The sequence below is a fragment of the Dialister sp. genome, assembly GCF_051885895.1.
Taxonomy (GTDB): domain Bacteria; phylum Bacillota; class Negativicutes; order Veillonellales; family Dialisteraceae; genus Dialister.
Genome location: NZ_JBJEXP010000097.1, coordinates 1 through 22,030, shown reverse-complemented (window position 1 = coordinate 22,030; position 22,030 = coordinate 1). Strand labels below are relative to the sequence as shown.

Annotated in this window: 22 protein-coding genes; all 22 read right to left on the bottom strand. The window is 51.6% G+C overall.

The annotated features are described in order from the left end of the window. The 22 genes from ACI4N7_RS08455 to mraZ all read right to left on the bottom strand — a co-directional run bounded on the left by ACI4N7_RS08455 (position 1) and on the right by mraZ (position 21,206). On the bottom strand, positions 1–639 hold the full coding sequence (locus ACI4N7_RS08455) for an amino acid ABC transporter permease (RefSeq protein WP_439732921.1): 639 nt from the start codon (positions 637–639) through the stop codon (positions 1–3). A gap of 195 nt (positions 640–834) precedes the next feature. Beyond that, entirely contained in the window at positions 835–1,758 is a 924-nt protein-coding gene (gene thrB, locus ACI4N7_RS08450) for a homoserine kinase (RefSeq protein WP_439732920.1), read from the bottom strand. Continuing rightward, the gene (locus ACI4N7_RS08445) at positions 1,745–3,046 is read right to left on the bottom strand and encodes a homoserine dehydrogenase (protein WP_439732919.1); all 1,302 of its coding nucleotides are present in this window, start codon (positions 3,044–3,046) and stop codon (positions 1,745–1,747) included. The genes thrB and ACI4N7_RS08445 overlap by 14 nt, the downstream gene beginning before the upstream one ends. Continuing rightward, on the bottom strand, positions 3,043–3,498 hold the full coding sequence (locus ACI4N7_RS08440) for an amino acid-binding protein (protein WP_439732918.1): 456 nt from the start codon (positions 3,496–3,498) through the stop codon (positions 3,043–3,045). The genes ACI4N7_RS08445 and ACI4N7_RS08440 overlap by 4 nt, the downstream gene beginning before the upstream one ends. Positions 3,499–3,566: 68 nt before the next feature. Then, a complete protein-coding gene (gene hpnK, locus ACI4N7_RS08435; protein ID WP_439732917.1) occupies positions 3,567–4,430 on the bottom strand; it encodes a hopanoid biosynthesis-associated protein HpnK in 864 nt (287 codons plus the stop codon). A gap of 112 nt (positions 4,431–4,542) precedes the next feature. Continuing rightward, a complete protein-coding gene (locus ACI4N7_RS08430) occupies positions 4,543–5,334 on the bottom strand; it encodes a TrmH family RNA methyltransferase (protein ID WP_439732916.1) in 792 nt (263 codons plus the stop codon). Beyond that, complete coding sequence (locus ACI4N7_RS08425; protein WP_439732915.1) at positions 5,297–6,340, bottom strand: glycosyltransferase family 9 protein; 1,044 nt, start codon at positions 6,338–6,340, stop codon at positions 5,297–5,299. Before ACI4N7_RS08425 ends, ACI4N7_RS08430 begins: the two co-directional genes overlap by 38 nt. Next, complete coding sequence (locus tag ACI4N7_RS08420) at positions 6,324–6,854, bottom strand: D-glycero-alpha-D-manno-heptose-1,7-bisphosphate 7-phosphatase (protein WP_439732914.1); 531 nt, start codon at positions 6,852–6,854, stop codon at positions 6,324–6,326. The genes ACI4N7_RS08425 and ACI4N7_RS08420 overlap by 17 nt, the downstream gene beginning before the upstream one ends. Continuing rightward, positions 6,851–7,423: a D-sedoheptulose 7-phosphate isomerase gene (locus tag ACI4N7_RS08415; protein ID WP_439732913.1), complete on the bottom strand. Its 573-nt coding sequence runs from the start codon at positions 7,421–7,423 to the stop codon at positions 6,851–6,853. Before ACI4N7_RS08415 ends, ACI4N7_RS08420 begins: the two co-directional genes overlap by 4 nt. Then, positions 7,413–7,916, bottom strand: a complete 504-nt coding sequence (gene nrdR / locus ACI4N7_RS08410; RefSeq protein ID WP_439732912.1) for a transcriptional regulator NrdR — start codon at positions 7,914–7,916, stop codon at positions 7,413–7,415. The genes ACI4N7_RS08415 and nrdR overlap by 11 nt, the downstream gene beginning before the upstream one ends. Before the next feature lie 232 nt (positions 7,917–8,148). Then, positions 8,149–9,183, bottom strand: a complete 1,035-nt coding sequence (gene ftsZ, locus ACI4N7_RS08405; RefSeq protein WP_439732911.1) for a cell division protein FtsZ — start codon at positions 9,181–9,183, stop codon at positions 8,149–8,151. A 154-nt stretch (positions 9,184–9,337) separates the two neighbouring features. Then, positions 9,338–10,192, bottom strand: coding sequence for a cell division protein FtsQ/DivIB (locus tag ACI4N7_RS08400; protein WP_439732910.1), 855 nt, complete (start codon positions 10,190–10,192; stop codon positions 9,338–9,340). 12 nt (positions 10,193–10,204) lie between these two features. Then, positions 10,205–11,140, bottom strand: coding sequence for a D-alanine--D-alanine ligase family protein (locus ACI4N7_RS08395; RefSeq protein ID WP_439732909.1), 936 nt, complete (start codon positions 11,138–11,140; stop codon positions 10,205–10,207). Next, positions 11,130–12,530, bottom strand: a complete 1,401-nt coding sequence (gene murC / locus ACI4N7_RS08390; protein WP_439732908.1) for a UDP-N-acetylmuramate--L-alanine ligase — start codon at positions 12,528–12,530, stop codon at positions 11,130–11,132. Before murC ends, ACI4N7_RS08395 begins: the two co-directional genes overlap by 11 nt. Then, a complete protein-coding gene (gene murG / locus ACI4N7_RS08385) occupies positions 12,520–13,647 on the bottom strand; it encodes an undecaprenyldiphospho-muramoylpentapeptide beta-N-acetylglucosaminyltransferase (protein WP_439732907.1) in 1,128 nt (375 codons plus the stop codon). The genes murC and murG overlap by 11 nt, the downstream gene beginning before the upstream one ends. 12 nt (positions 13,648–13,659) lie before the next feature. Beyond that, a complete protein-coding gene (murD, locus tag ACI4N7_RS08380) occupies positions 13,660–15,009 on the bottom strand; it encodes a UDP-N-acetylmuramoyl-L-alanine--D-glutamate ligase (protein WP_439732906.1) in 1,350 nt (449 codons plus the stop codon). Positions 15,010–15,127: 118 nt separating this feature from the next. Further along, complete coding sequence (gene mraY, locus ACI4N7_RS08375; protein WP_439732905.1) at positions 15,128–16,093, bottom strand: phospho-N-acetylmuramoyl-pentapeptide-transferase; 966 nt, start codon at positions 16,091–16,093, stop codon at positions 15,128–15,130. Beyond that, complete coding sequence (locus ACI4N7_RS08370) at positions 16,083–17,474, bottom strand: UDP-N-acetylmuramoyl-tripeptide--D-alanyl-D-alanine ligase (RefSeq protein WP_439732904.1); 1,392 nt, start codon at positions 17,472–17,474, stop codon at positions 16,083–16,085. Before ACI4N7_RS08370 ends, mraY begins: the two co-directional genes overlap by 11 nt. 1 nt (position 17,475) lies before the next feature. After that, positions 17,476–18,981, bottom strand: a complete 1,506-nt coding sequence (locus ACI4N7_RS08365; protein WP_439732903.1) for a UDP-N-acetylmuramoyl-L-alanyl-D-glutamate--2,6-diaminopimelate ligase — start codon at positions 18,979–18,981, stop codon at positions 17,476–17,478. A 404-nt stretch (positions 18,982–19,385) separates the two neighbouring features. Further along, complete coding sequence (ftsL, locus tag ACI4N7_RS08360) at positions 19,386–19,766, bottom strand: cell division protein FtsL (RefSeq protein WP_439732902.1); 381 nt, start codon at positions 19,764–19,766, stop codon at positions 19,386–19,388. A gap of 62 nt (positions 19,767–19,828) precedes the next feature. Continuing rightward, positions 19,829–20,761 carry a 16S rRNA (cytosine(1402)-N(4))-methyltransferase RsmH gene (gene rsmH / locus ACI4N7_RS08355; RefSeq protein ID WP_439732901.1) on the bottom strand — a complete coding sequence of 311 codons (933 nt, stop codon included), beginning with the start codon at positions 20,759–20,761 and terminating at the stop codon, positions 19,829–19,831. A 13-nt stretch (positions 20,762–20,774) separates the two neighbouring features. Next, on the bottom strand, positions 20,775–21,206 hold the full coding sequence (mraZ, locus tag ACI4N7_RS08350) for a division/cell wall cluster transcriptional repressor MraZ (protein WP_439732900.1): 432 nt from the start codon (positions 21,204–21,206) through the stop codon (positions 20,775–20,777). Positions 21,207–22,030 lie beyond the last annotated feature (824 nt).

Here is a 22,030-nt window from a genome sequence, read left to right as displayed (position 1 = left end):
TTATCTCTTTTCCAGCCATGCTACCACACGAGAAATTGCCAGAGTCATAATCAGATAAAGCACTGCCACTGTAGTCCAGATTTCAAAGGAACCATAGGTCTGCGCTATGATCAGCTGTCCCCTTCTGGTCAGTTCTTCAAAGCCGATGACAGATACCAGGGAGGAATCCTTCAGCATGGCAATAAATTCATTGCCCAGAGGAGGCAGAATATTGCGGACAGCCTGCGGAAGAATAACGTAGTACATGGTCTGCCACCAGGTCAGTCCCAGGGAACGGCCGGCTTCCATCTGTCCCACATCAATGGCCTGGATGCCTGCTCTGAAAATTTCAGATACATAGGCACCGCTGTTGATGCCGCAGGCAGCTACTGCAGCAGCAAAGGGTTCCACCCTGTGTCCGGTGACGATAGGAAGGGCAAAATAAATCAGGAAAATCTGTACCAGAAGCGGTGTACCGCGGATGCAGTCCGCATAGATGGTAGCCAGAATCCGCAGGATTTTAATCTGGCAGATCCGGGCAATCCCCACAAAAAGACCAATTAAAAACCCTATGGCTACGCTGACAGCGGTAATTTCAATGGTTACCCCCGCCCCAACGAGCAGCATAGGCAAAGCATGTTCAATGAGTTCGAAATTCATCCAGCTGACTCCTTATTTCTTCAATCTCTGCATCATTTAGATAATACCTGTATAAGTATACCTACTTAAATCTCGTCCGTCAATATGAAGCGGAAGAAAAAATCCTTCCGGCAGTGGCAGGCGCCGCCGAAGAGGAAAAAGAAAAAGGCCCGTCGGGGCCTTTTTGGTAGAATCCGTATTCTTTCCGCCGTACGATCAGACGGACATAATGCCGTTATGGTCAAAATCAAGAACCAGGTATCTCGATGTCATGCGGGAGGCGGCAAAGCCATTCACCATGGCAATTCCCACCTTCTCCGCCAGATCAGCCGGTGCAAAGGCAATAATGGTGGGGCCTGATCCTGAAATGGTGGCGCCGAAGGCACCTGCCCTTTCCGCATTGCGAATGACGTCGGAGGCTCCCGGAATGAGTCCCAGGCGGTAGGGCACATGGATCACGTCATCCAGTCCCAGTTTCAGGTATTCCGGTTTCTGGTACATGAAGGCAGCCATGAGGAAGGATACGGCGCCGATATTATGGACCGCGTCGCTTCTCGGATAGGAATCGGGAAGCACGGCTCTGGCCTTTTCCGTATGGAGTTCGAAATCGGGAATGGTTACTACGGCCTTCCAGTGGGAGGGAATATCAATGCGTTCCGCTGTTACCTTTCCGTCTTTCAAAAGGGCCATGCAGAAGCCGCCCAGAATGGCAGGAGCGGCATTATCCGGATGTCCTTCCATGGCAGCGGTAATATCCAGTATTTCTTTCCTGTTGAAGGGCTCTCCCATGAGCATATTGGCCAGGAATACGCCGGAAGCAATGGCGGCGGAAGAGGAACCCAGTCCGCGGGCAAAGGGAATGCGGTTGATGAGGTACATTTTCCCGCCGAGCACTGTTTTTCCCGCTTTCTGTGCCGTTTCATTCATGGCCCGGATGATCATATTGTCAAGGCCTGTGCTGATCTGCCCGGCGCCCTCGCCTTCTGCGGCGATTTCCGTATCTACGAGGGCTCTTCCCTCTACCGGAACGAACTGCACCACATTGTAGAGTCCCAGAGACATGCCCAGCGTATCGAAACCGCTTCCGATATTGGCGGTGGTGGCAGGCACCCGTACGATGTATGTCTTATTTTCTGTCATCTTCCATAACCCTCACGATATTGGCCACCTGACGCATGCAGGGAAGAACCTGGAGCGCCTTTTCTACATGAATGATATTTTCCCGGGGTGCCGGTTCCGTAATAATCATCAGTTCGGCGGCATCTTCAATGCGGCTCTTCTGCACCAGTTCCTTGATGCTGATATCATTATCCGCATAGGCAGAAGCGATCTGGGAAAGTACGCCGGTCACATCGTCTACAATCAGGCGGAAATAGTAGGAATTTTTCAGTTTAAGGGATGAATAGAAAGGAATGCGCTTGGTTTCCGTAAGCATCATGCCCGTACCGGTGGAGTGGTTCATAATGTGCTTGGCCGTGCTGATTACATCCCCCATCACCGCACTGGCGGTGGGAAGAGAGCCGGCGCCCCTGCCGTAGAACATGACATCGTCCACAATATTGCCGGTTACGTAAATGGCATTGTAGGCCCCTTTGACGGAAGCCAGCGGATGGCTTCTGGGAACAAAGGCAGGATATACATTCAGCGCAATGCCGTTCTCCTGGCGAAGAGCCACGGCCAGCAGCTTGATGGTATATCCCATTTCGCTGGCATACTGCACATCGTTCTGGGAAATTTTTTCAATGCCTTCCACCAGCACATCGTCAAAGGTCACATTGGCATGGAAACCGATGGAGGCCAGTATGGCCAGTTTTCTGGCGGCATCATAGCCGGCCACGTCGTTGGTGGGATCCGCTTCGGCATATCCCTTTTTCTGTGCTACCCGCAGGGCATCTCCGTAGCTGACTTTGGCTTCGTCCATGTTGGAAAGGATGAAGTTGGTTGTACCATTGACAATGCCCACAATACTTTCGATTTCATTGGCCGCCAGGGAATCATGAAGCGGTCTTAAAATAGGAATGCCGCCGCCCACACTGGCTTCACAGCTGAAATTGACATGGTTTTCCATGGCGGTATGCATGATTTCCGGTCCGAAAAGAGCCACCAGATCCTTGTTGGCGCTGACCACATTGATATGATGATTCAGGGCTTCGAAAATGTATTCTTTCGCCGGATGGATGCCCCCCATCACTTCAATCATAATATCCACAGAATCATCGGAAATAATATCTTCAAAGGAAGAGGTCAGATGAATGCCCTTCAGAAGTTCCATGTCCCTGTATTTATCGGGATGACGGACAAGGACATGGCTGATGGTGAAATGGCAGCCGATGGAGTCCTCCATAATCCGGCTGTTCTTTTTAATCGTTTCAGCCACACCGCTGCCTACGGTACCAAACCCAAGGAGTGCTACATTAATATTTTTCATTTAAATTCTCCTCCTAATTTCATGGTCAACGACTGGATTCCTTTCATATCTTTCAGGGTTTCATACAGGGTCTCCAGATGATCCGCCGATTCCTCCGTTTTTATGGCAATCACCGAGGAATACAGCTGGTCTGATATCTTTGACCGGTTGATAGACAGGATTTCATGCTTTTCTTTTGCTATGCGCCGGAGAATGCGTCCGAACACCGCCATATCATTCTGCATGATAATAAATAATACTACAATTCGGTCCTCTTTGTCATCATCTGTGGATGCTACATGGTCTTTATATTTATAATAGGCACTCCGGCTCATGTTGACTTTATGGACAGCGTCATTTATGGATCCGGATGAACCGTTTTTTAATAATTCCTTAACACGGATTGTTTTTTTGATTGCTTCCGGCAGAATTGCAAAATCCACCAGGTAAAACTGTTTCTGTTCCTTCTTCATATAAGCCACTCCTCAAACCGGAATTTACAAATTTAAAAAATAAAGAAAGAGAAGTGTCAAAAATACAATCAGCCTTTCACTACATCCCTGTAGGAAATCAGCCGGATATTTCTCGCTTTCAGACGTTCCCGCACAGCAGGAGACGTCAGACTCTTTAATTCTTCTTCCCCTTCATAGCCCCAGTGAAAGGTTCTTTCCATGGCAGACGCATCGGCCGACGGATGACACATGATTTCCGATACTCCGTCCTCCATGCGGTCCACCACAGACAGCATGCGGTTTTCATAAAAATGACCGCCGTACATCATGCCCCAGAAATGATCATTGGTCCGGATCCCCGCCTTTTTCAGAGCTTTCCTGTGGCCTCTGGCCATGAGGGAAAGCCCGTTTTTCGCTGCAAACCGGAAAGCGCCCTTCGGAGAGAGTGAAAAACCGAAAAGCAGCTTCTCATCAGGCACACGCATGCAGGGAATATGGTATTTTCTGGCCAGCGTCAGAGTAATGGGGAAAAAATGGTTCCACATATGCATATGCTGATGGCCGTCAATATGGGTGACCGGAAGTCCGGTGTCTAAAATTTTCCGAATCTGGGCGTCCCACTCCCGATAGACGTCTTCCATGCGGATACGCCCCTTCATATCCCGCTTAATCAATTCTCCGTAATCGCTGCAGAGGTGTCCCCCCTCCCAGGTCAGAGTGGGTACCTCTTCAGGCGGAAGGACGGTGGGAAGACCGCCCACCAGGGTCAGGTGGATTCCAATCCCGATGCCCTCCATGGACCGGGCCATACGGACCGCTTCATCAAAAGCGGCCCCGCCGGCCATCAGAGAGGTGCTGGTCAGGATTCCAGCTGCAAAGGCCTTTTCCACCGCACGGTTGACAGCAGGATGAATACCGAAATCGTCGGCATTCACAATTAATTTTTTTACCATGATTACCTCATACCGGAAAGAAAAATGATTTCAGAAACAGCAGATCAGGAAATCAGAAGATTCCTTCCGCAGGATTTTACAGCAGTTGATTGACAAAACTTTCTTATTTTTCTTAAGGATTGATAAAATGAAATAAAATCACCGCAGCAGCGATTGACACATTCAGGGATTCCACGTGGCCGGGAAGAGGAATATAAAGATTCTCATCGGTCATGGAAAGGATTTCTTCCCGTATGCCGCTGCCTTCATTGCCGAAAACAAACACGCCTTCCTTTACCGGTCCGATTTCCTTATAGGGCCTTGCATTTCTGAGCGCCGTTCCGTAAAAAGGAAGCCCGCACCGCTCTTTCATGGCCTGCAGGAAGGAAATATCCACATGTTCATACAGGGGAAGACGCAGGATACTTCCCATGGAGCTGCGGACAACCTTTTCCGCATAAATATCCGTACAGCCCTCGGTCAGAATCAGTCCCTTCACCCCTGCTGCGGCGCAGGTCCTAAGGATGGTTCCCATGTTGCCGGGATCCTGAACAGAATCAAGGATCACATAAAATCCATGCAGCTCCTGCAGAAGCGAAGAAGGATCCCGCTGATTTTTATGACAGATGAGGAGAATGCCCTGGCCGTGCTCCGTGCCGGAAATAAGCTTCATCATGTCCCGGTCCACCAGAAGGAAAAGCCAGTGAAGCTCTTTTCCCCCATGGATGATCTTTTCCGTGGATTTGTCAGAAAGGCGGTCTTCTTCTATGATGCATACGCAGTCTTCCACCTTCTGCTCAAGAACGTCCTCCACTCCGCGGAAGCCTTCCAGCAGAAAGAGGCCTTCCTTATCCCGCCATTTTTTCTGCTTCAGCCGCAGGGCGCATTTAATCCACCGGTTGTTCCGACTGGTAATATGTTCCATGATGATCCTCTATGTCTGATTCCAATATATCTAAAGCCTGTGACAGCACTTTTTCCACAGGGATGGTATCCATACGGCATTCTTTTGTCCCCGGATGATCGGCTAAAAGGACCACGCTGTCCGGATTGCCGTAGGGACCGCTTCGATCGGGAAGGGTCGGCCCGAAAAGGGCAATCATGGGCGTGTGTACCGCATTGGCAATATGGAGAGGGCCCGTATCACTGGAAATGTGGAGGGATGCCATCCGTTCCAGAGCTGCCAGCTGAAGAAGGCTGGTCTTCCCCATCAGATTCACCGTATAGGAAGAGGGAGAAAGCTCCTGAATGGCTTTTCCCATATCCGTTTCCGAAGCCGTCCCGGAAATGACCTGGTAAATATGATGCTCCGAAAGAGCTGCCGCCAGACGGCCCCAGGAGGGAATGGGCCATTTCTTGGCTTCTCCTCTTGTTCCGGGCACCAGCACCACATAGGGTCCGTCAATTCCCTCTTCCGTCAGCATTTTTTTCACTTCGACCAGTTCCTGTGAATAGTCGTGAAGAGGAAATTCAATATCCGTGACTTCACAGCCCAGGTAGCGCATGACGTCCAGGAGCTGTTCAATAATATGCCCCTTTTTATGGGGACCGCTGATGGGATGGCTGGCCAGAAAGCTCCCCTCCCGCGCGTCCTGGTATCCGATTCTTTCACTGCAGCCGGAAAGGAACGATATGATGCCGCTCTTGGCAATCATCTGCAGGTCAATGACCAGATCAAAATGCCGGGCCTTCAGATCCCTGTGGACCTCCTTCAGATAGGAAATCTGCTTGATTCTCTTCCTGTCCACCAGATAGATCTCATCGATCCATGGCTTTCCGGGAAGGATTCCTGCAAAGGCGGGATGCACGGCCCAGGTGATTTTCGCTTCGGGATAGGTTTTCCTGAGCACATAAAGAGATGGCAGAGCGTGTATGATATCGCCCAGAGAGCTCATTTTAATAATCAGAATATTTTTATAGTTCTTTTTCATGGTAGTCCTTTATATCAGGCAGCGTTTTTTGAATAAAGGCATCCAGATTGCCGCCGGGAAAGAGAAATCCACGAATGCCGGCCCGCTCTGCCGCTTCGATGTCCCTCTGTCCGTCGCCAAAGAGAAAGCAGCGCTTCGGATCCAGGCCGTACTTGGACAAAGCTTTCAGAATCATGCCGGGCGCCGGTTTTCTGCAGCTGCATACCCGATCATACCGGGGAATGGGAGCGCCGGGAAGATGGGGACAGTAGAAAAATTCCGTAATCTCTCCCCCGTAGGATTCGATTTCCCGGTTCATGGCCTCATGAAGCCGGATCACGTCCTCTTCCGTATAGTAGCCCCTGGCCACTCCGCTCTGGTTCGTCACCACGAAAAGGAGCCAGCCTTCCTTTGTGAGGCGGGCAGCGGCTTCTCTGGCGCCCGGCACCCAGCGGAGATCCTTCATGGAGTGGACATATCCGTCGTCTTCATTCAGAACGCCGTCCCGGTCAAAAAAAACAGCCTTCTTTTTCATTTGTTCCAGTCCAGGTTGTCAATGAGCTCACAGATAATATGAGCTGCAAGCATATGAATTTCCTGAATGCGGGCAGTCACATCGTCCGGCACCACCATGACCCGGTCACAGAGAGACACCATTTCCCCGCCGGTTTTTCCGGTGGAGCCGATGGTGACGATTCCCATGGCCCGCGCTGTCCTGAGGGCTTCATTCACATTCCGGCTGCCGCCGCTGGTGGAAATTCCCCAGAGCACATCGCCCGGACGGCCCAGTCCCTCCACCTGTCTGGCGAACACACGGTCATAGCTGTAGTCATTGGCTACGGCAGTGAGGATGGATGTATCGGTTGTGAGGGCAATGGAAGGAAGGGAAATCCTTTCATTGTGGAAACGGCCTACGAATTCCGCCGCAATATGCTGCGCATCGGCCGCACTGCCGCCGTTGCCGCAGATCATGATTTTATGCCCTTCCGCCAAGGCTTTCCGGCAGATTTCTGCCATGGCAAGGATGTCCGGAAAGAGAGTTCTGCTCTTCTGCAGTACTTTTTCATGGGCATCAAAAATAGAAGATATGGATTCAATGTTCATGATTTTCGTCCTTTTCTGAAGGGGCAGGATACCTGTCCTTGTGATTTTTCATTAATGCTTCCAGTTCGCTCATAAAACTTCCGATATCCTTGAATTCTCTGTACACGGAAGCAAAACGCACATAAGCCACCTGGTCCAGATTCTTCAGTTCACTCATTACCAGATTGCCGATTTCCTCGGAGGAAACCTCCGACCGCAGATCATTCCGGATTTTCTTTTCTACCCGGTTCACAATATCTTCAATCTGGGCAGAGGTAATATTCCGTTTTTCGCAGGCACGGATCAGTCCGCTGCGTAGCTTGTTCCGGTCAAAAAGCTCCCGGTTTCCGTTTTTCTTAATCACACGGATGGGAAGCTGCTCCACCGTCTCATAGGTGGTAAACCGTCTTCCGCAGGACAGGCACTGGCGGCGCCGGCGGATCGAAGCACCGTCATCGGTATCTCTGGAATCCGTGACCTTTGTATCAGGGCTGCTGCAATAAGGGCATTTCATCATTAATCTCCTTGCAAGGATGGAAAAGGAAAGGAAAGCGGAGGCGGAGAAAAGCCTTTTCCGGGCCCTGCCTCTTTTCCGAATCGGAAGAAAAAGCCACACTGCAGCTGCGGTGTGGCTTTCTGTTTGTTCTAAATAAGCACTGTCTCATTCACGGGTTTTTCCTGTCATGCATCTGTTCCACCCGGGTCTGTGACAAAAGTAAAGCAGCTCATCTACATGGAAGCAGCGCTTACTTTCTCAGAAATTCAGGAACCGCGATGCCTGTAGCCGGGCGGACAGCATTGCTGAAGCGGTTGCCGCCTGCCGGGGCCGGTGCTTTTTTCTTATCGCCGAATCCGGTAGCAATAACCGTAATCTTTACGGTATCATTGTCCAGATCGGGATCCACGGAGGTGCCCCAGATGATGTTTGCATCCGGATCGGCAGCTTCCGTAATAATCTGGGAAGCTTCATTGATTTCAAAGAGGCCCAGATCTTCATTACCGGTAATGTTGATAATAATGCCCTTGGCACCTTCGATGCTTCTTTCCAGAAGCGGGCTGTTAATAGCCATGGTAGCTGCATCGCTGGCACGGTTGTCGCCGGTTCCGATGCCGATACCCATGAGGGCATCTCCCTGGTCGCTCATGATGGTTCTTACATCGGCAAAGTCCAGATTGATGATGCCGGGGACGGTAATCAGATCGGAAATGCCCTGGATGCCCTGACGGAGTACATCATCAGCGGTCTTGAAGGCATCCTTAATGGAGGTTTTCTTATCAATGATGCTCATGAGCTTGTCGTTCGGAACGACCAGAATGGCATCTACGTTCTGCTTCAGTCTTTCAATGCCTTCTGCTGCATTCTTGGCTCTTACTTTTCCTTCAAAGCTGAACGGTTTGGTCACCACTGCAATGGTGAGGGCGCCCAGTTCTCTTGCGCACTGTGCTGCTACAGGAGCCGCACCGGTTCCTGTACCGCCGCCCATGCCGGCAGTAACGAAGACCATGTCTGCACCGGTTAATGCCTTTGTCAGGTCTTCTCTGGATTCTTCCGCAGCCTGTTCGCCGACTTCCGGCTTTGCACCGGCGCCGAGACCCTTTGTCAGCTTTTCACCGATCTGGATTTTGGTTTCTGCTTCAGACTTGTTCAGCACCTGCAGTTCTGTATTTACAGCGATAAATTCAACGCCCTTGACTTCTTCATCAATCATACGGTTGACTGCGTTATTTCCGCCGCCGCCTACACCGATTACTTTAATTTTAGCAATTTCAGACTGTTCCATGTTCGCTCCTCCTTTAGGATCTTCTGCGTCATGAGATTGACTTTTGGTTTCCATATTCATTGTGATAGTCATCTTCTTATCAATCATATCTTACATTGTACAATACTTTGCACAAGTTCGCTACAGTTATAACGACAATCATCCGGATTTTTATTTATTTTTTCAGTTTAATAAAAGGGGAGGCTAAATTGGCATCCAGATATTCCACGGAAAGCCCCCGGGCCTTCACATCGCCCACCATATTTTCAGCCAGTTTGGCCTGCTCCTCCATCTGGTCGCCGCTGCCGAGACGCACCGTAATGCCGTCCCTGGTATAGGCTTTGATGTCATTCGGGTTTCCGATGTTGATTTCCGAAAACACCCGAAGTCCCTCAGGAGAAAGATTGTTCAGAAAGGTCAGGGCCGAATCCAGCTCACCGGAGGGGATATGATCCCCCAGAAGGAGGTTGCCCATTCTCTTTCCCGTAATGAGAGGCACATTCACCTGCTTGATGGACTGGGTCGTATCCATGACAAGTCCGTCCTTGTCTACAAAGACATAGCCCATTTCATCCTGCACGATGGCCAGGGGCACCCGGTCCGTAATGTCCACTTCCAGCACAAAGGGGAAATGGCGGGATACAGATACCGAAGCCACCCGGATATCCCTGGAAAGCCTGTCCTCCAGATTGGAGGAACTGATCTGCAGCACATTGACCGGCTGCCGAATCTGTCCTTCAAAAAGGACATCCTCCAGGGAAATGGTTTCTGTCCCCTTCAGACTGATATATCCCAGCGGTATGGGCAGAAAGAAGAGAGACAGGATCAGTATCAGCACCACTGCCAGCGCTCCCAGAACGCAGGACCGGGCCGATGAATGATGGTGATGCCTTCGGGGAGGCTTTGGGACAGGCTTCTCCCGGGGAGGCTCCGGCGGTTCGGGCGGAGGCGTTTCCATCACCGGCGGTTCTTCCTCCTGCCGGCCATGCTGCTCCTTGAGAAAATCATTAAAGCTTTTAAAATTATCCATACCTGTGTCCTATCAGACTTTATCAAGGCCTGCTTCCATCAGTATCATTTCGCAGAGCCTGGGGAAGGAAATCCCCTGGGCTGCCGCTGCCTTAGGCACAAGACTGGTGGCCGTCATGCCGGGAATGGAATTGGCTTCCAGTACAAAGGGATGTCCCTCTTTGTCTGTTTTAAAATCAAACCGCACCGCACCCTGGCATTCGCAGATGCGGTACCCTGTCACGGCGATATCGCTCATAGCCCGGGACAGTTCTTCGGAAATAGGAGCCGGCACAATGTAATCTGTGGCTCCCTTTGTATATTTGGAGTGGTAATCATACTGTCCGGAATGAGGACAGATCTGAATGACCGGAAGAGCCTTTCCGTCCAGTACGGAAACGGTAAATTCCCCGCCGTCCAGATAATCTTCCGCCAGGATGCGCGGTTCTACCTTGAACACACGGTCCAGGGCAGCCGGCAGGTCTTCCTTCTGTTTTACGATTTCAATGCCGATGGTGGATCCTTCGCAGGCCGGCTTCAAAACCACAGGGAAAGCAAATTCGGAAAGAATGCTTTCCATTACCTGTTCCTTCCCGTCCTTCAGGAAATAGGCCCGGGAGTGAGCCATGGGCAGGCCTGCCTGCTTGAACAGATGGCTGCTCATAATCTTATCCATGGTAATGGCAGAGGAGGTGACGCCGGATCCGGTGTAGGGAATCCGTGCCAGTTCCAGTACGCTCTGGATGGTTCCATCTTCTCCGTATTTGCCGTGAAGGGCGATGAATACCACTTCCGCCCCGGCTGCCTTCAGATTTTCCACCACATGGTGGGGATCATATTCCATGGGGATAACTGTATATCCGATGGACTTCAGCGCATTGGCCACAGAGGTGCCGGTATTTCGTGAAACCTCCGCTTCTGTAGAAGGGCCTCCCATGAGAACCACTACTTTTGTATCTTTATTTATCACTTGGCATTCCCTTTTCTTTCAATAATGCAATCAATTCTCCGCTGCAGCGGCTGATGCTGCCGGCCCCCATGGTAATCACCATATCTCCGGGCCTGATGCTTTCATAAATGGCCGAAGCCAGTCCGTCCACCGAAGGAACGTAGCGGATATCCTTATCCGGCAGCCGCCCCTTTACTGCCTTAGGAATGAGATGTCCGTCCACACCGGGGATCTTTTCTTCGCTGGCCGCATAAATGTCTGTGAAGAAAAGCACATCCGCATCATCAAAGGCTTCTGCAAATTCATCCTTCAGCAGTTTGGTGCGGGAATAGCGGTGCGGCTGGAAAGCACAGAGAATCCGATGATGGCCCGCTTCCCTGGCTGCCTTCAGGGTAGCCTTGATTTCCGTGGGATGATGGGCATAATCATCTACGATCCAGAGATCGTCAGTGCGGTACTTGGTTTCAAACCGTCTCTTAACCCCATGGAAATGGGAAAGCGCCTGAACTGCCTTTTCAAAGGGAATCCCGCAGTACAGGGAAGCCGAAAGAGCTCCCAGGGAATCCCTCACATTGTGCAGCCCCGGCACCTGAAGCCGGACAGTGCCCAGGATTTTCCCATCATGGGAAACATCATAGCAGAGGAAACGGTTTTCATAGCGGGGATGAAGAGCCCGATAATCAGCTCCCTCATCCAGGCCGAAGGTAATTACCTTTTTATGAATCTGCGGAAGAATGGCCCGCACGCCTTCGCTGTCCACACAGAGGAAGGCGGCGCCGTCCTCGTAGGAAATATGGTTCACGAATTCCGCAAAGGCCTTCCGGATATTTTCCACTGTGCCGTAGTGGTCCAGATGGTCATCCTCCACATTGGTTACCACAGTGATATAATTTTTGAATTTCAGGAAAGAGCCGTCGCTTTCATCGGCCTCGGCAATGACGTAGTCCCCTTTTCCGCAGATGGAATTTCCGTGGATATAGTCCGCTGCTGCGCCGAGAACGATGGTCGGATCCGTTCCCGCTTCATAGAAAATCTGTCCCAGCATGCCGGAGGTGGTGGATTTCCCGTGGGCTCCTGCCACGGAAATCCCCTTCCCTTCCAGGAGAAGAGCCGCCAGCACATCGGAGCGGTGGAAAACGGGAAGTCCCTTCCTTTTCGCTTCCAGAAGCTCCGGATTGTCATCGGAAATGGCAGAGGAAATGACTATGCAGCCTTCATCGGATACATGGGATGCATCATGGCCGATATAAATGGATGCGCCCCGTTTCCTGAAATCCGCCAGCGCCGGGGAATCAGCCATATCCGAACCGGAAACGGAGTAGCCCTTTTCCAGGAGGATTTCAGCAAGCGCCCGCATGCCCATGCCGCCGACGCCGATAAAATGAAAATTTTTATATAATTTAAGATTCATGTCTGCGCCCCTTTTCAGCCAAATCCAGTGCCAGTCTGGCAATATCTCTGCCTGCATGGATCTTTCCCAGTCCGGCGGAAGCATCAGACATACTGTGCAGGGTGGATGGCGTTTCTTTCAGATAGGAAATATCCTGGATCAGTTCTTTATCCGTCAGATATTTATCTACAATCATTTTCGCTGCGCCTGCCGCTACAAAGACCCTGGCATTGAAGGTCTGGTGATCCTCCGCCGCATAGGGATAGGGAATCAGCACGGCAGGAAGCCCTCTGGCAGCCAGTTCCGCCAGGCTGACGGCGCCGGCGCGGCAGATGATGAGGTCTGCTGCGGCCAGGGCTCTGGGCATATTGTATTCATACCTGATGATCCGTCCGGCGCTGCCAACCCGTCCGTTTTCATCGGCATGCACGGCTTTCATGATTTTATCATACTCCAGCGTGCCCGTTACATGGTAGAGGCAGAGATGGTCATCATCTTTGAAATACTGATGAACCCCTTCCATGGCCGTATTGATGGACCGGGCTCCGCGGCTTCCTCCGGTGACGAGCACCATGAAGGTATCGGGAGAAATTCCCAGCTCTCTTCTGGATTCTTCCCTCTTTGCGGCAATAATATCCGGCCGGATGGGATTTCCTGTATAAATGCATTTCTCCGGTCTGGGGAAACGGGCTTTGGCTTCCTCATATCCCAGAGCAATGGTATCCACTACGTGGCTTAAAATTTTATTGGTAATACCGGGAATCACATTCTGCTCCTGAATCAGGGTGGGAATGTGGGACAGGGCTGCGGCCATGAGAATCGGTCCGCATACGTAGCCTCCCGTGCCGATGACTACATCAGGCTGAAAATGCTTCAGGATGGACCTGGCTTTATAGAGACTCCCCGCTGTTTTCATGAGCACAGCCAGATTCTTCAGGGTCAGGGAACGCTTCAGCCCATAGGCCGGAATGGAAGCAAATTTGAATCCTTCCTTCGGAATGATTCTGGACTCCATGCCGTTGGGCGTCCCTACAAAAAGGAATTCCACATCGTCCAGGGCTGCCAGCTCTCTGGCAATGGTTACCGCCGGGTAAATATGGCCGCCTGTTCCGCCGCCGGATAAAATAATTCGTTTCATGAATGCTCCAGATTATGTAAGACTCTTGACAATACGCTTGAAATCCATGCCCCGTTCTTCCATGTTATGGTACATGTCGAAGGAAGAGCAGGCCGGTGAAAGGATGACGATATCTCCCGGTTCTGCCAGTTTCTGGCCCGTTTCCACCGCCTCTTTCATGGAAGAAACACGGTAAATGGAAGAAACACCCGCCTCTTCCGCCGCTTTTTCAAAGCGGTCGGCTGCAGCGCCCAGAAGAATGAGATGCTTGGTATGTTTTTTGACTTCCTGCATGAAGTCCTGAAGAGGCGTTCCCTTGTCATAGCCGCCGGCAATGAGGATTACCGGCTTGCTGAAGGCGCTCATGCCCTTCACAGCGGCATCGGTGTTGGTGGCCTTGGAATCATTATAGTATTCCACATCCCGCAGGGTGCGCACATATTCAATACGGTTCGGAAGGGAGGTAAAATCCTTCAGTGCGGAAACGATGACCTCCACCGGCACACCGCCTTCATAGGCCAGGAAGGATGCAGCCAGGGCATCCTCATAATTCTGCATGCCCTTCAGCTTCAGATCCTCGATGGAGCACAGTCTGATTTCCTTTCCCTTCCGGCGGATGACCAGGGTATGGCCTGCCAGGAAGGCGCCCTCTTCCACTTCATGGGACGTGGAGAGCAGGCATACATGGGTATGGGTTTCCGCCTGCTTTTTCAGCTCCGGCGTATAGGAATCGTCTGCGTTCAGGAGAAGGCAGTCCGATTCGTCCATATTCTCAAAAATCCGGGCCTTGGCTGCCACATAGGCTTCCATAGTATGATGCCGTTCCAGATGGTCCGGCGTAATATTCAGAATCACTGCAGCCCTCGGTTTGAAGGTCTTGATAAATTCCAGCTGGAAGCTGGATACTTCTGCCGCAATGAGTCCGTTTTCCGGTACCAGCTCCGCTTCCCGGCTGAGGGAAATCCCCAGATTGCCTGCCAGGGCAAAAGGCTTCCCGCTCCGGCTCACCATGCTGCCAAGAAGAGTGGTCGTGGTGGTTTTCCCGTTGGTGCCGGTAATGGCAAGAATGGGCGCTTTTGTCACACGGTAGGCCAGCTCCACTTCACTGATCACTTCAATATGTCTGCGAAAGGCTTCTGCCACAATGGGATTTTCCCTGGGAATGACCGGTGAAACCACAACGGTATCAACCCCGTCCAGAAGCACTGCCGACTGCGGGCCGAAGCGAAATTCCGCTCCCAGCTCGGTGAGGGCATCTTTCTCCTTTTTATCCTGAATGGAATCCTTTAAATCAGAAATCAGCACTTTGACACCGTGGCGGAGAAGGACATGGGCTGCCCCCAGTCCGCTGATGCCGGCGCCAAGAATCAATACACTTTTCATTGTTTACCTCCCCTGGAATCGGGCAGCCGCAAACCTGCCCGGGCATACAAACGGGATACTCCACAGACAGCGGCTCTTCCGATCCCCTGTCTCATCCATGACATACGGAAAATTTCCTTTACAGAGCCCTGATGGCAAAAAGAAGACTCACGCAGGCCGCTATGCCTTCAAAAATCCAGAAGGCCCAGACTACATGGACTTCGCTCCAGCCGCTGAGCTCGAAATGGTGATGGAGCGGGCTCATTTTGAAAACCCTTTTCCCGGTGAGCTGGAAAGAAGCCACCTGGATAATGACAGAAAGAGCTTCCAGCACGAAAATCATCCCCAGGAATACGAGAAGAAGCTCCGTTCTGGTCATGACGGAAATGCCTGCAATGGCACCGCCGAGAGCCAGGGAACCCGTATCACCCATGAAGATTTTAGCGGGATGATAGTTAAAGAAAAGAAAGCCGATACACGTACCTGCCAGAGTAATGATAAAGTACCCCAGATCATTAAATCCGGTCATATAGCAGTACAGAGCATAGGCGGAAAAAGCGATAACACAGCAGCCGGAGGCCAGACCGTCCAGGCCGTCGGTAAGGTTCACCGCATTGGAGGCGCCCACGATGACAAGGACTACAAAAGGATAATACAGAAGACCGATGGAAATATCAATCTGCGTAAAAGGAATGGCAATGGAATAGGGCAGGTGCAGAGTGTCTACCACGCCCCAGCAGAAAAGAACTGCCAGGATGATCTGCCCCAGCATTTTCTGGCGGGCAGTGAGCCCCAGGTTTCTTTTCTTTTCCGCCTTGATGAAATCATCGAGAAATCCCAGGAAACCATGGCCCAGGGTCAGGAAAAGAAGCCATAAAACAGAGGGATCGATCATTTTATTGAAAACAACCACCAGAACGGCTGCCAGCAGCATGAAAAGGCCGCCCATGGTCGGCGTGCCGTTTTTGATCCGGTGCGACTTCGGCCCCTCTTCCCTGATGGACTGACGGGCCTTTAATTTTTTCAGCAGCGGAATGGCAAAAAATCCAAGAATTACAGTAAGGACTGCCGATTCAGCCAGATATATCAAATAATTACTTTCCATCCTTTTCCAGAACTCCCCTCAAAATGGCAGGAATCGTTTCCATATGCATATAATGGGAACCCTTCACCAGGACTACATCGCCGGGCTGAAGAACCTTCATGAGTTTATCCGCTGCTTCTTCACAGCTCTCACAGGTGGTGACATGCTGCATGCCGCCCTGTTCCGCTCCTTTGGCCAGGAACCGGGACAGAGGCCCCACGGTAAACAGGCCGTCAAATCCGATTTCCGCCGCTTTTACGCCGGTTTCATAATGAAGCTTTTCCTCAAAACGGCCCAGCTCTCCCATGTCTCCCAGTACAAGGAAATACCGTTTCCCTGCGATCTGCCGGGTGGAACGGAAGGCCATTTCCATGGAAAGAGGATTGGCATTGTAGGAATCATCCAGCACGGTGATCCCGCCGATGACCTCTACCGTCTGCCGCTGATCAGCAGGCCGGAAATCTCCCAGAGCCTTCTGGATCCTGCCGGTATCTACTCCGAGAGTACGGGCAGCTGCCGTAGCGGCCAGGGCATCATACACATTGTGCACGCCTAAAAGATGGAGCTTCACCTTGAAAGCTTCATCAAAGCAGGTGCACACATAGCGCGTATCCTCTTCCTCATAGCGGAGCTCGCTGCCCCGCACGGTATACCGTCCGTTGAGGCCGTAGCGGATGATGCGTCCCTTAAATCCGTTTCCCATGGCGCTCACCCGTTCATCATCGCCGTTCAGAATGGCTGTGCCGTCTTCAGGAAGAGCATCAATCAGCTCTTTTTTCGCTTTTGCAATATTGTCCTGGCTTCCCAGGATTCCGATATGGGAGGTGCCCACATTGGTCACCACGCCCATGGTAGGAGATGCCACCTCGCAGAGCTCCCGGATCTGGCCGAAGCCCCGCATTCCCATTTCCACCACGCATACATCCGTATCCGGTGTCATGGAGAGAAGCGTCATGGACAGGCCGATTTCATTGTTGAAATTTTTCTGCGTAGCCGTCACATGGAACCGGGTGGACAGAATGGCCGTAATCATATCCTTGGTGGTGGTCTTGCCGTTGGAACCGGTGACGCCGATCACCGGCACCTGGAACCGCATCCTGTGAAAATGGGCCAGGTCTTCCAGCGCCTGTTTCGTGTTTTTCACAAGGAAAACCGACACCTCCGGTGCCACTTCCTCCGCATAGGATGCATCGGAAATGACAACAGCCGCCGCTCCTCCCAGGACCGCCCTTTTCACAAAGGCATGGCCGTTGAAATTTTCACCTGAAAGGGCAATGAACAGCTCTCCCGGACGAAGGGTCCTCGTATCGGTGCTTACCCCGTCCACAAAGCCCCTGGTGCCTCTGTGAAGCACTTCGGCGCCGGAAGCCTTTTCGATTTCCTCCAGTGTAAATGATGCCATTTTATTTCTCCTTCAGTGCTTTTCTTGCTTCTTCCCTGTCATCAAAATGAATGGTCTTATCTTTCAGAATCTGGTAATTTTCGTGGCCCTTGCCGGCAATGAGCACAATGTCTCCTTCCCCGGCCAGCTGAATGGCCCGGCGGATAGCGCTCCGGCGGTCTACGATCACCTCATAGGAAAGGGAAGGCTTTTCCTTCTTGACTTCCTCTACCCCTGCGGCCACTTCCTTCACAATGGCCTCCGGATCCTCGGTTCTGGGGTTGTCGCTGGTCACAATGGCAATGTCCGCATTCCGGGCAGCAATACGTCCCATAATGGGGCGCTTCATCCGGTCGCGGTCGCCGCCGCAGCCGAAGACAACAATAATACGGCCTTTGGTAATTTCCTCTGCCGTGGTAAGAATCTTTTCCAGTCCGTCCGGCGTATGGGCATAGTCCACCACCACCGTGAAGGGCTGGCCTTCATCAATCAGTTCAAAGCGGCCGGGCACGCTCCTGAAATCCTTCATGCCCTCCACAATGGTTTCCATGGGAACACCTTCGGAAAGGCAGGCACCCACGGCGCCCAGGGTATTGTATACATTGAAACGGCCTGCCAGCCTGGTTTCAAATTCATAGTCCTTTCCTTCATAGGTTACGGTGAAAGAAGAGGATTTGCCGGTAAAGCGGATATCATGGGCATAGAGGTCCGCTTCCGGATGGATCATGCTGTAGGTGTGGACAGCGCAGATAGTCCTGTCCTCCACCCCTTCTTCCATCACATGGGCATAGGGATCGTCCATGTTGATCCAGGCGGATTTTCCCTTCTTCGTCTGTCCCTTGGAGGATACCATATGGAAAAGAATGGCTTTTGCCTTTGCGTAGTTTTCCATGGTTTTATGGAAATCCAGATGATCTTCCGTCAGATTGGTAAATACGGCATCATCAAATTCACAGCCTGCTACCCGGCCGAGAACCAGGGAATGGGAGGAAACTTCCATGCACACATATTCCACCTTTTCCTCCGCCATCCGGGCCAGAATCCTGTCCAGATCGATCACATCGGGGGTCGTATTATGGGTGGGGATTTCCTTATCGCCGATGAGGGCGTGAATGGTGCCGATGACACCGGTCTTATGGCCGGCATGGTGAAGGATATGGGCTGCCACATGGGTTGTGGTGGTTTTTCCGTTGGTGCCGGTCAGAGCAATCATCCGCATTTTGCGGGTAGGATAATCAAAGAAAAAGGGTACCATATCTTCCATGGCTTTGCGGGTGTCCTTTACATACACCACGGTCACAGAAGATGGTACGTCCACGTCTCTGGAAGCAACCACTGCCTTTGCTCCCTTTTCTACAGCCGCCTTCACGAAATCATGGCCATCCACATGGGCGCCGGTCAGACAGATAAATAATCCCCCGTCTACTGCCATACGGGAATCAGCTGTTACATCTTTAATTTCAATATCCGGATTTCCCACGACTTTTTCCACCGGGGTCATACGGATCAGTTCAGATAATTTTTTCAAAATGATCACCTCTGCATATTTTCACTTAAGCGTCATTATTTATGATAGCTTAAATCCCCTGTAAGCACAATAGCGGCCTTAAAAAAAGGCCGCTGTTTTTCTGATTTTAATTCAATTTTTACGAATGTTTTCCGGGAAAATCGGATTCCCTGCGGTGGTCTCCGCTTCCTCAAACGACGGAAGCGAAATCCGAAACAGTTTTGAGAGAAAACGATGATTTCATTTCCTTCCTGCATTCCGCAGCAGAGAAATGGAATGAGGAGAAATGCAGCTGCTTCCGCTGTTTCCTAACGCAGCAGCCTGTAGAGATTTTTTTGGAAACCGGCTTTCATGAGGAAACCGGTGCTTTGAGACATCCTGCTGTGAATCAAGCGGCAGCCCTGCGCCATCCTGCACCGCAGAAATTATCTGACTGCTGCTGAAGATCTGGCTGCTTCCTGACCGCCGTACACATTTCTGACCGGCAGGCGCATGCCAAGCTTTGTTTCCGCAATCTTCTGGATCCGCACCGGCGCATCCAGGCGGGATACCTCCAGCTTCAGCACGGAATTTTCTTTTTCCAGATGCATGACCTCCGCTCTTACCTGCTGCATATTATACTCCGCCTGTACATTGATGCTGTTCAGAAGGGTGCTCGCCAGGAAAGGCATCAGAATCATGAAAATGCCAAGAATGACATTATGAAATAAACTTCCGGTTGATTCCTTTTCCCTTTCCCGAGGAATAGAAATTCCTGCGGGCATAGAGTCCATATAATCCATCATCTGTACATTTTGAGACAACATGCAGCATCTCTCCCCTACTGATTATTGATTGCAAAGTGCAGGAAACGGTTCATTCCTGCCGGTTAAACTCTTTCTACCACCCGAAGCACCGCGCTCCTGGCTCTCGGATTTTCTTCAATCTCCTCCGCCGACGGCTTGATGGGCCGTCCGAGACTTTTCACCGTCCGGTGATGGTGGCATACGCACACCGGAATATCCGGCGGACAAATGCAGTCCCTTTCCATTTCCCGGAACGCCTTTTTGATGATCCTGTCTTCCAGAGACTGGAAGGTAATGACTCCCAGCCTGCCGCCGGGCTTCAAATGATTCACGCAGACTTCCATGGTATCCTTCAGGATGCCCAGCTCATTGTTTACCTCGATCCGGATCGCCTGGAAGGTGCGCTTGGCCGGATGAGGTCCGTTTCTTCTGGCATGAGCCGGAATAGCCGCTTTAATGACCTTCACCAGATCTTCGGTGGTTTCAATGGGCTTTTCCTTCCGGAAATCCACAATAAAGCGGGCGATGCGCTTAGCCCACCGCTCTTCGCCGTACTCCCAGATCACCCGGGAGAGCTCCTCTTCCGAATAGGTATTCACGATTTCATGGGCAGTGAGAGGATTCCGCTGATCCATGCGCATGTCCAGCTTTCCGTTATTCATATAGGAAAATCCTCTCTCCCCGTCGTCCAGCTGGTGAGAGGATACGCCCAGGTCAAAAATAAAGCCGTCCACCCGGTCGATATCCAGAGAAGACAGGATATCTGCCATGTGGGAAAAATTATCCCGCACAAAAAGATGACGGCAGGCCGTCTCCTTCAGCCGTGCGGAAGCCGCATCAATGGCCTCCTGGTCCTGGTCAATGCCGATCAGGAGCGCATCGGGTGCAAGCTTTTCCGAAAGGGCCAGGGAATGACCGCCCCCGCCCAGCGTGCAGTCTACATATATACCATGAGGATCGGTCAGCACAGAATCGATCATTTCATGAAGCAGTACCGTGGTATGACGAAATTCCATGAAAACCTCCCTCTCACAAATCAAAATTCAGCGGCAGATCCAGAGAATCTGCAATATCCGCAATGGATTCATCCCCGTTTTCATCCGCATCCAGCAGCGCAGGATCCCAGATTTCAATAATCGGACCGGTGCCCACAATGCAGGCATCCTTCTTCAGCTGGGCAAAGGCGCGCAAATGCTGGGGAATCAGGATTCTCCCCTGCTTGTCACATTCCATTTCCGTACCCCGTCCGATCAGATGGCGCATCACCTTTCTTACCTTGTGGTTCGTGAAAGGAAGCTTCTGAAGCCTCGCAATGAGGGCATCCCATCTTTCCTTGGGGTAAATGCAGAGACAGGTATCCAGCCCCGGCGCCAGCACAAAACTGTTGCCCAGCTCTTCCCTGAACTTGGCGGGAAGGATCATGCGTCCCTTGCTGTCAATGGTATGAGAATACTCATTCATGAACATAATCCTTCCACCTCCTCCACATTTACCCACATTCTACCACATACCCCCACTTACTTACAACGAAAAAAGTTTGTTTGGTCTATGGAAAACAGAAAATCAGAAATCGTGGAAATGCCGGTATTTACGAGATAAATGACAGGAAGGGTGGAAAAGAGGCAAAGGAAATTCGTCCCGATTTTCCCAAAAGCCTTTTTCCCACCCAATAAAAAAATCCCCACCGTGGGGAAAGGTGGGGCGATTGGGGTCGGGGGGCGCCTTCGGCGCGATCGAGGCCGGGATCGAGATCGGGGTCGCCTGACGGCGGGGATTGGGACCGGGATCGGGATCGAGGTTGCAGGCACCAGCAAATCATCCTGCCCGTCATTCTGAGCCGAAGGCGAAGAATCTCGGTATGTAAAGCATTTGAGACCAAAGGTGTGAAGTACCCATCAGCTGGGGGATTTCTCGACTGCGCTCGAAATGACGGAGCGCCTGCGGCGGGATCGGGACCGGGATCGGGGTCGAGTGGCAGACACTAGCGACTCACCCTGCTCGTCATTCTGAGCCGAAGGCGAAGAATCTCGGTACGTGAAGCATTTGAGACCAAAGGTGTGAAGTACCCCATCAGCTGGGGATTTCTCGACTGTGTGGAGACTCTGCATAGAGTCTCCAAGTCAGCCGAAGTTGGCCTCTAGCCTGCCCAATAAGAGGCCTTCCTATTGGCGGCTGACCGGCTTCAGCCGAAATGACGGAGCGCCTGCGGCGGGATCGAGACCGGGATCGGGGTTGCAGGCACTAGCAATTCATCCTCCTCGTCATTCTGAGCCGAAGGCGAAGAA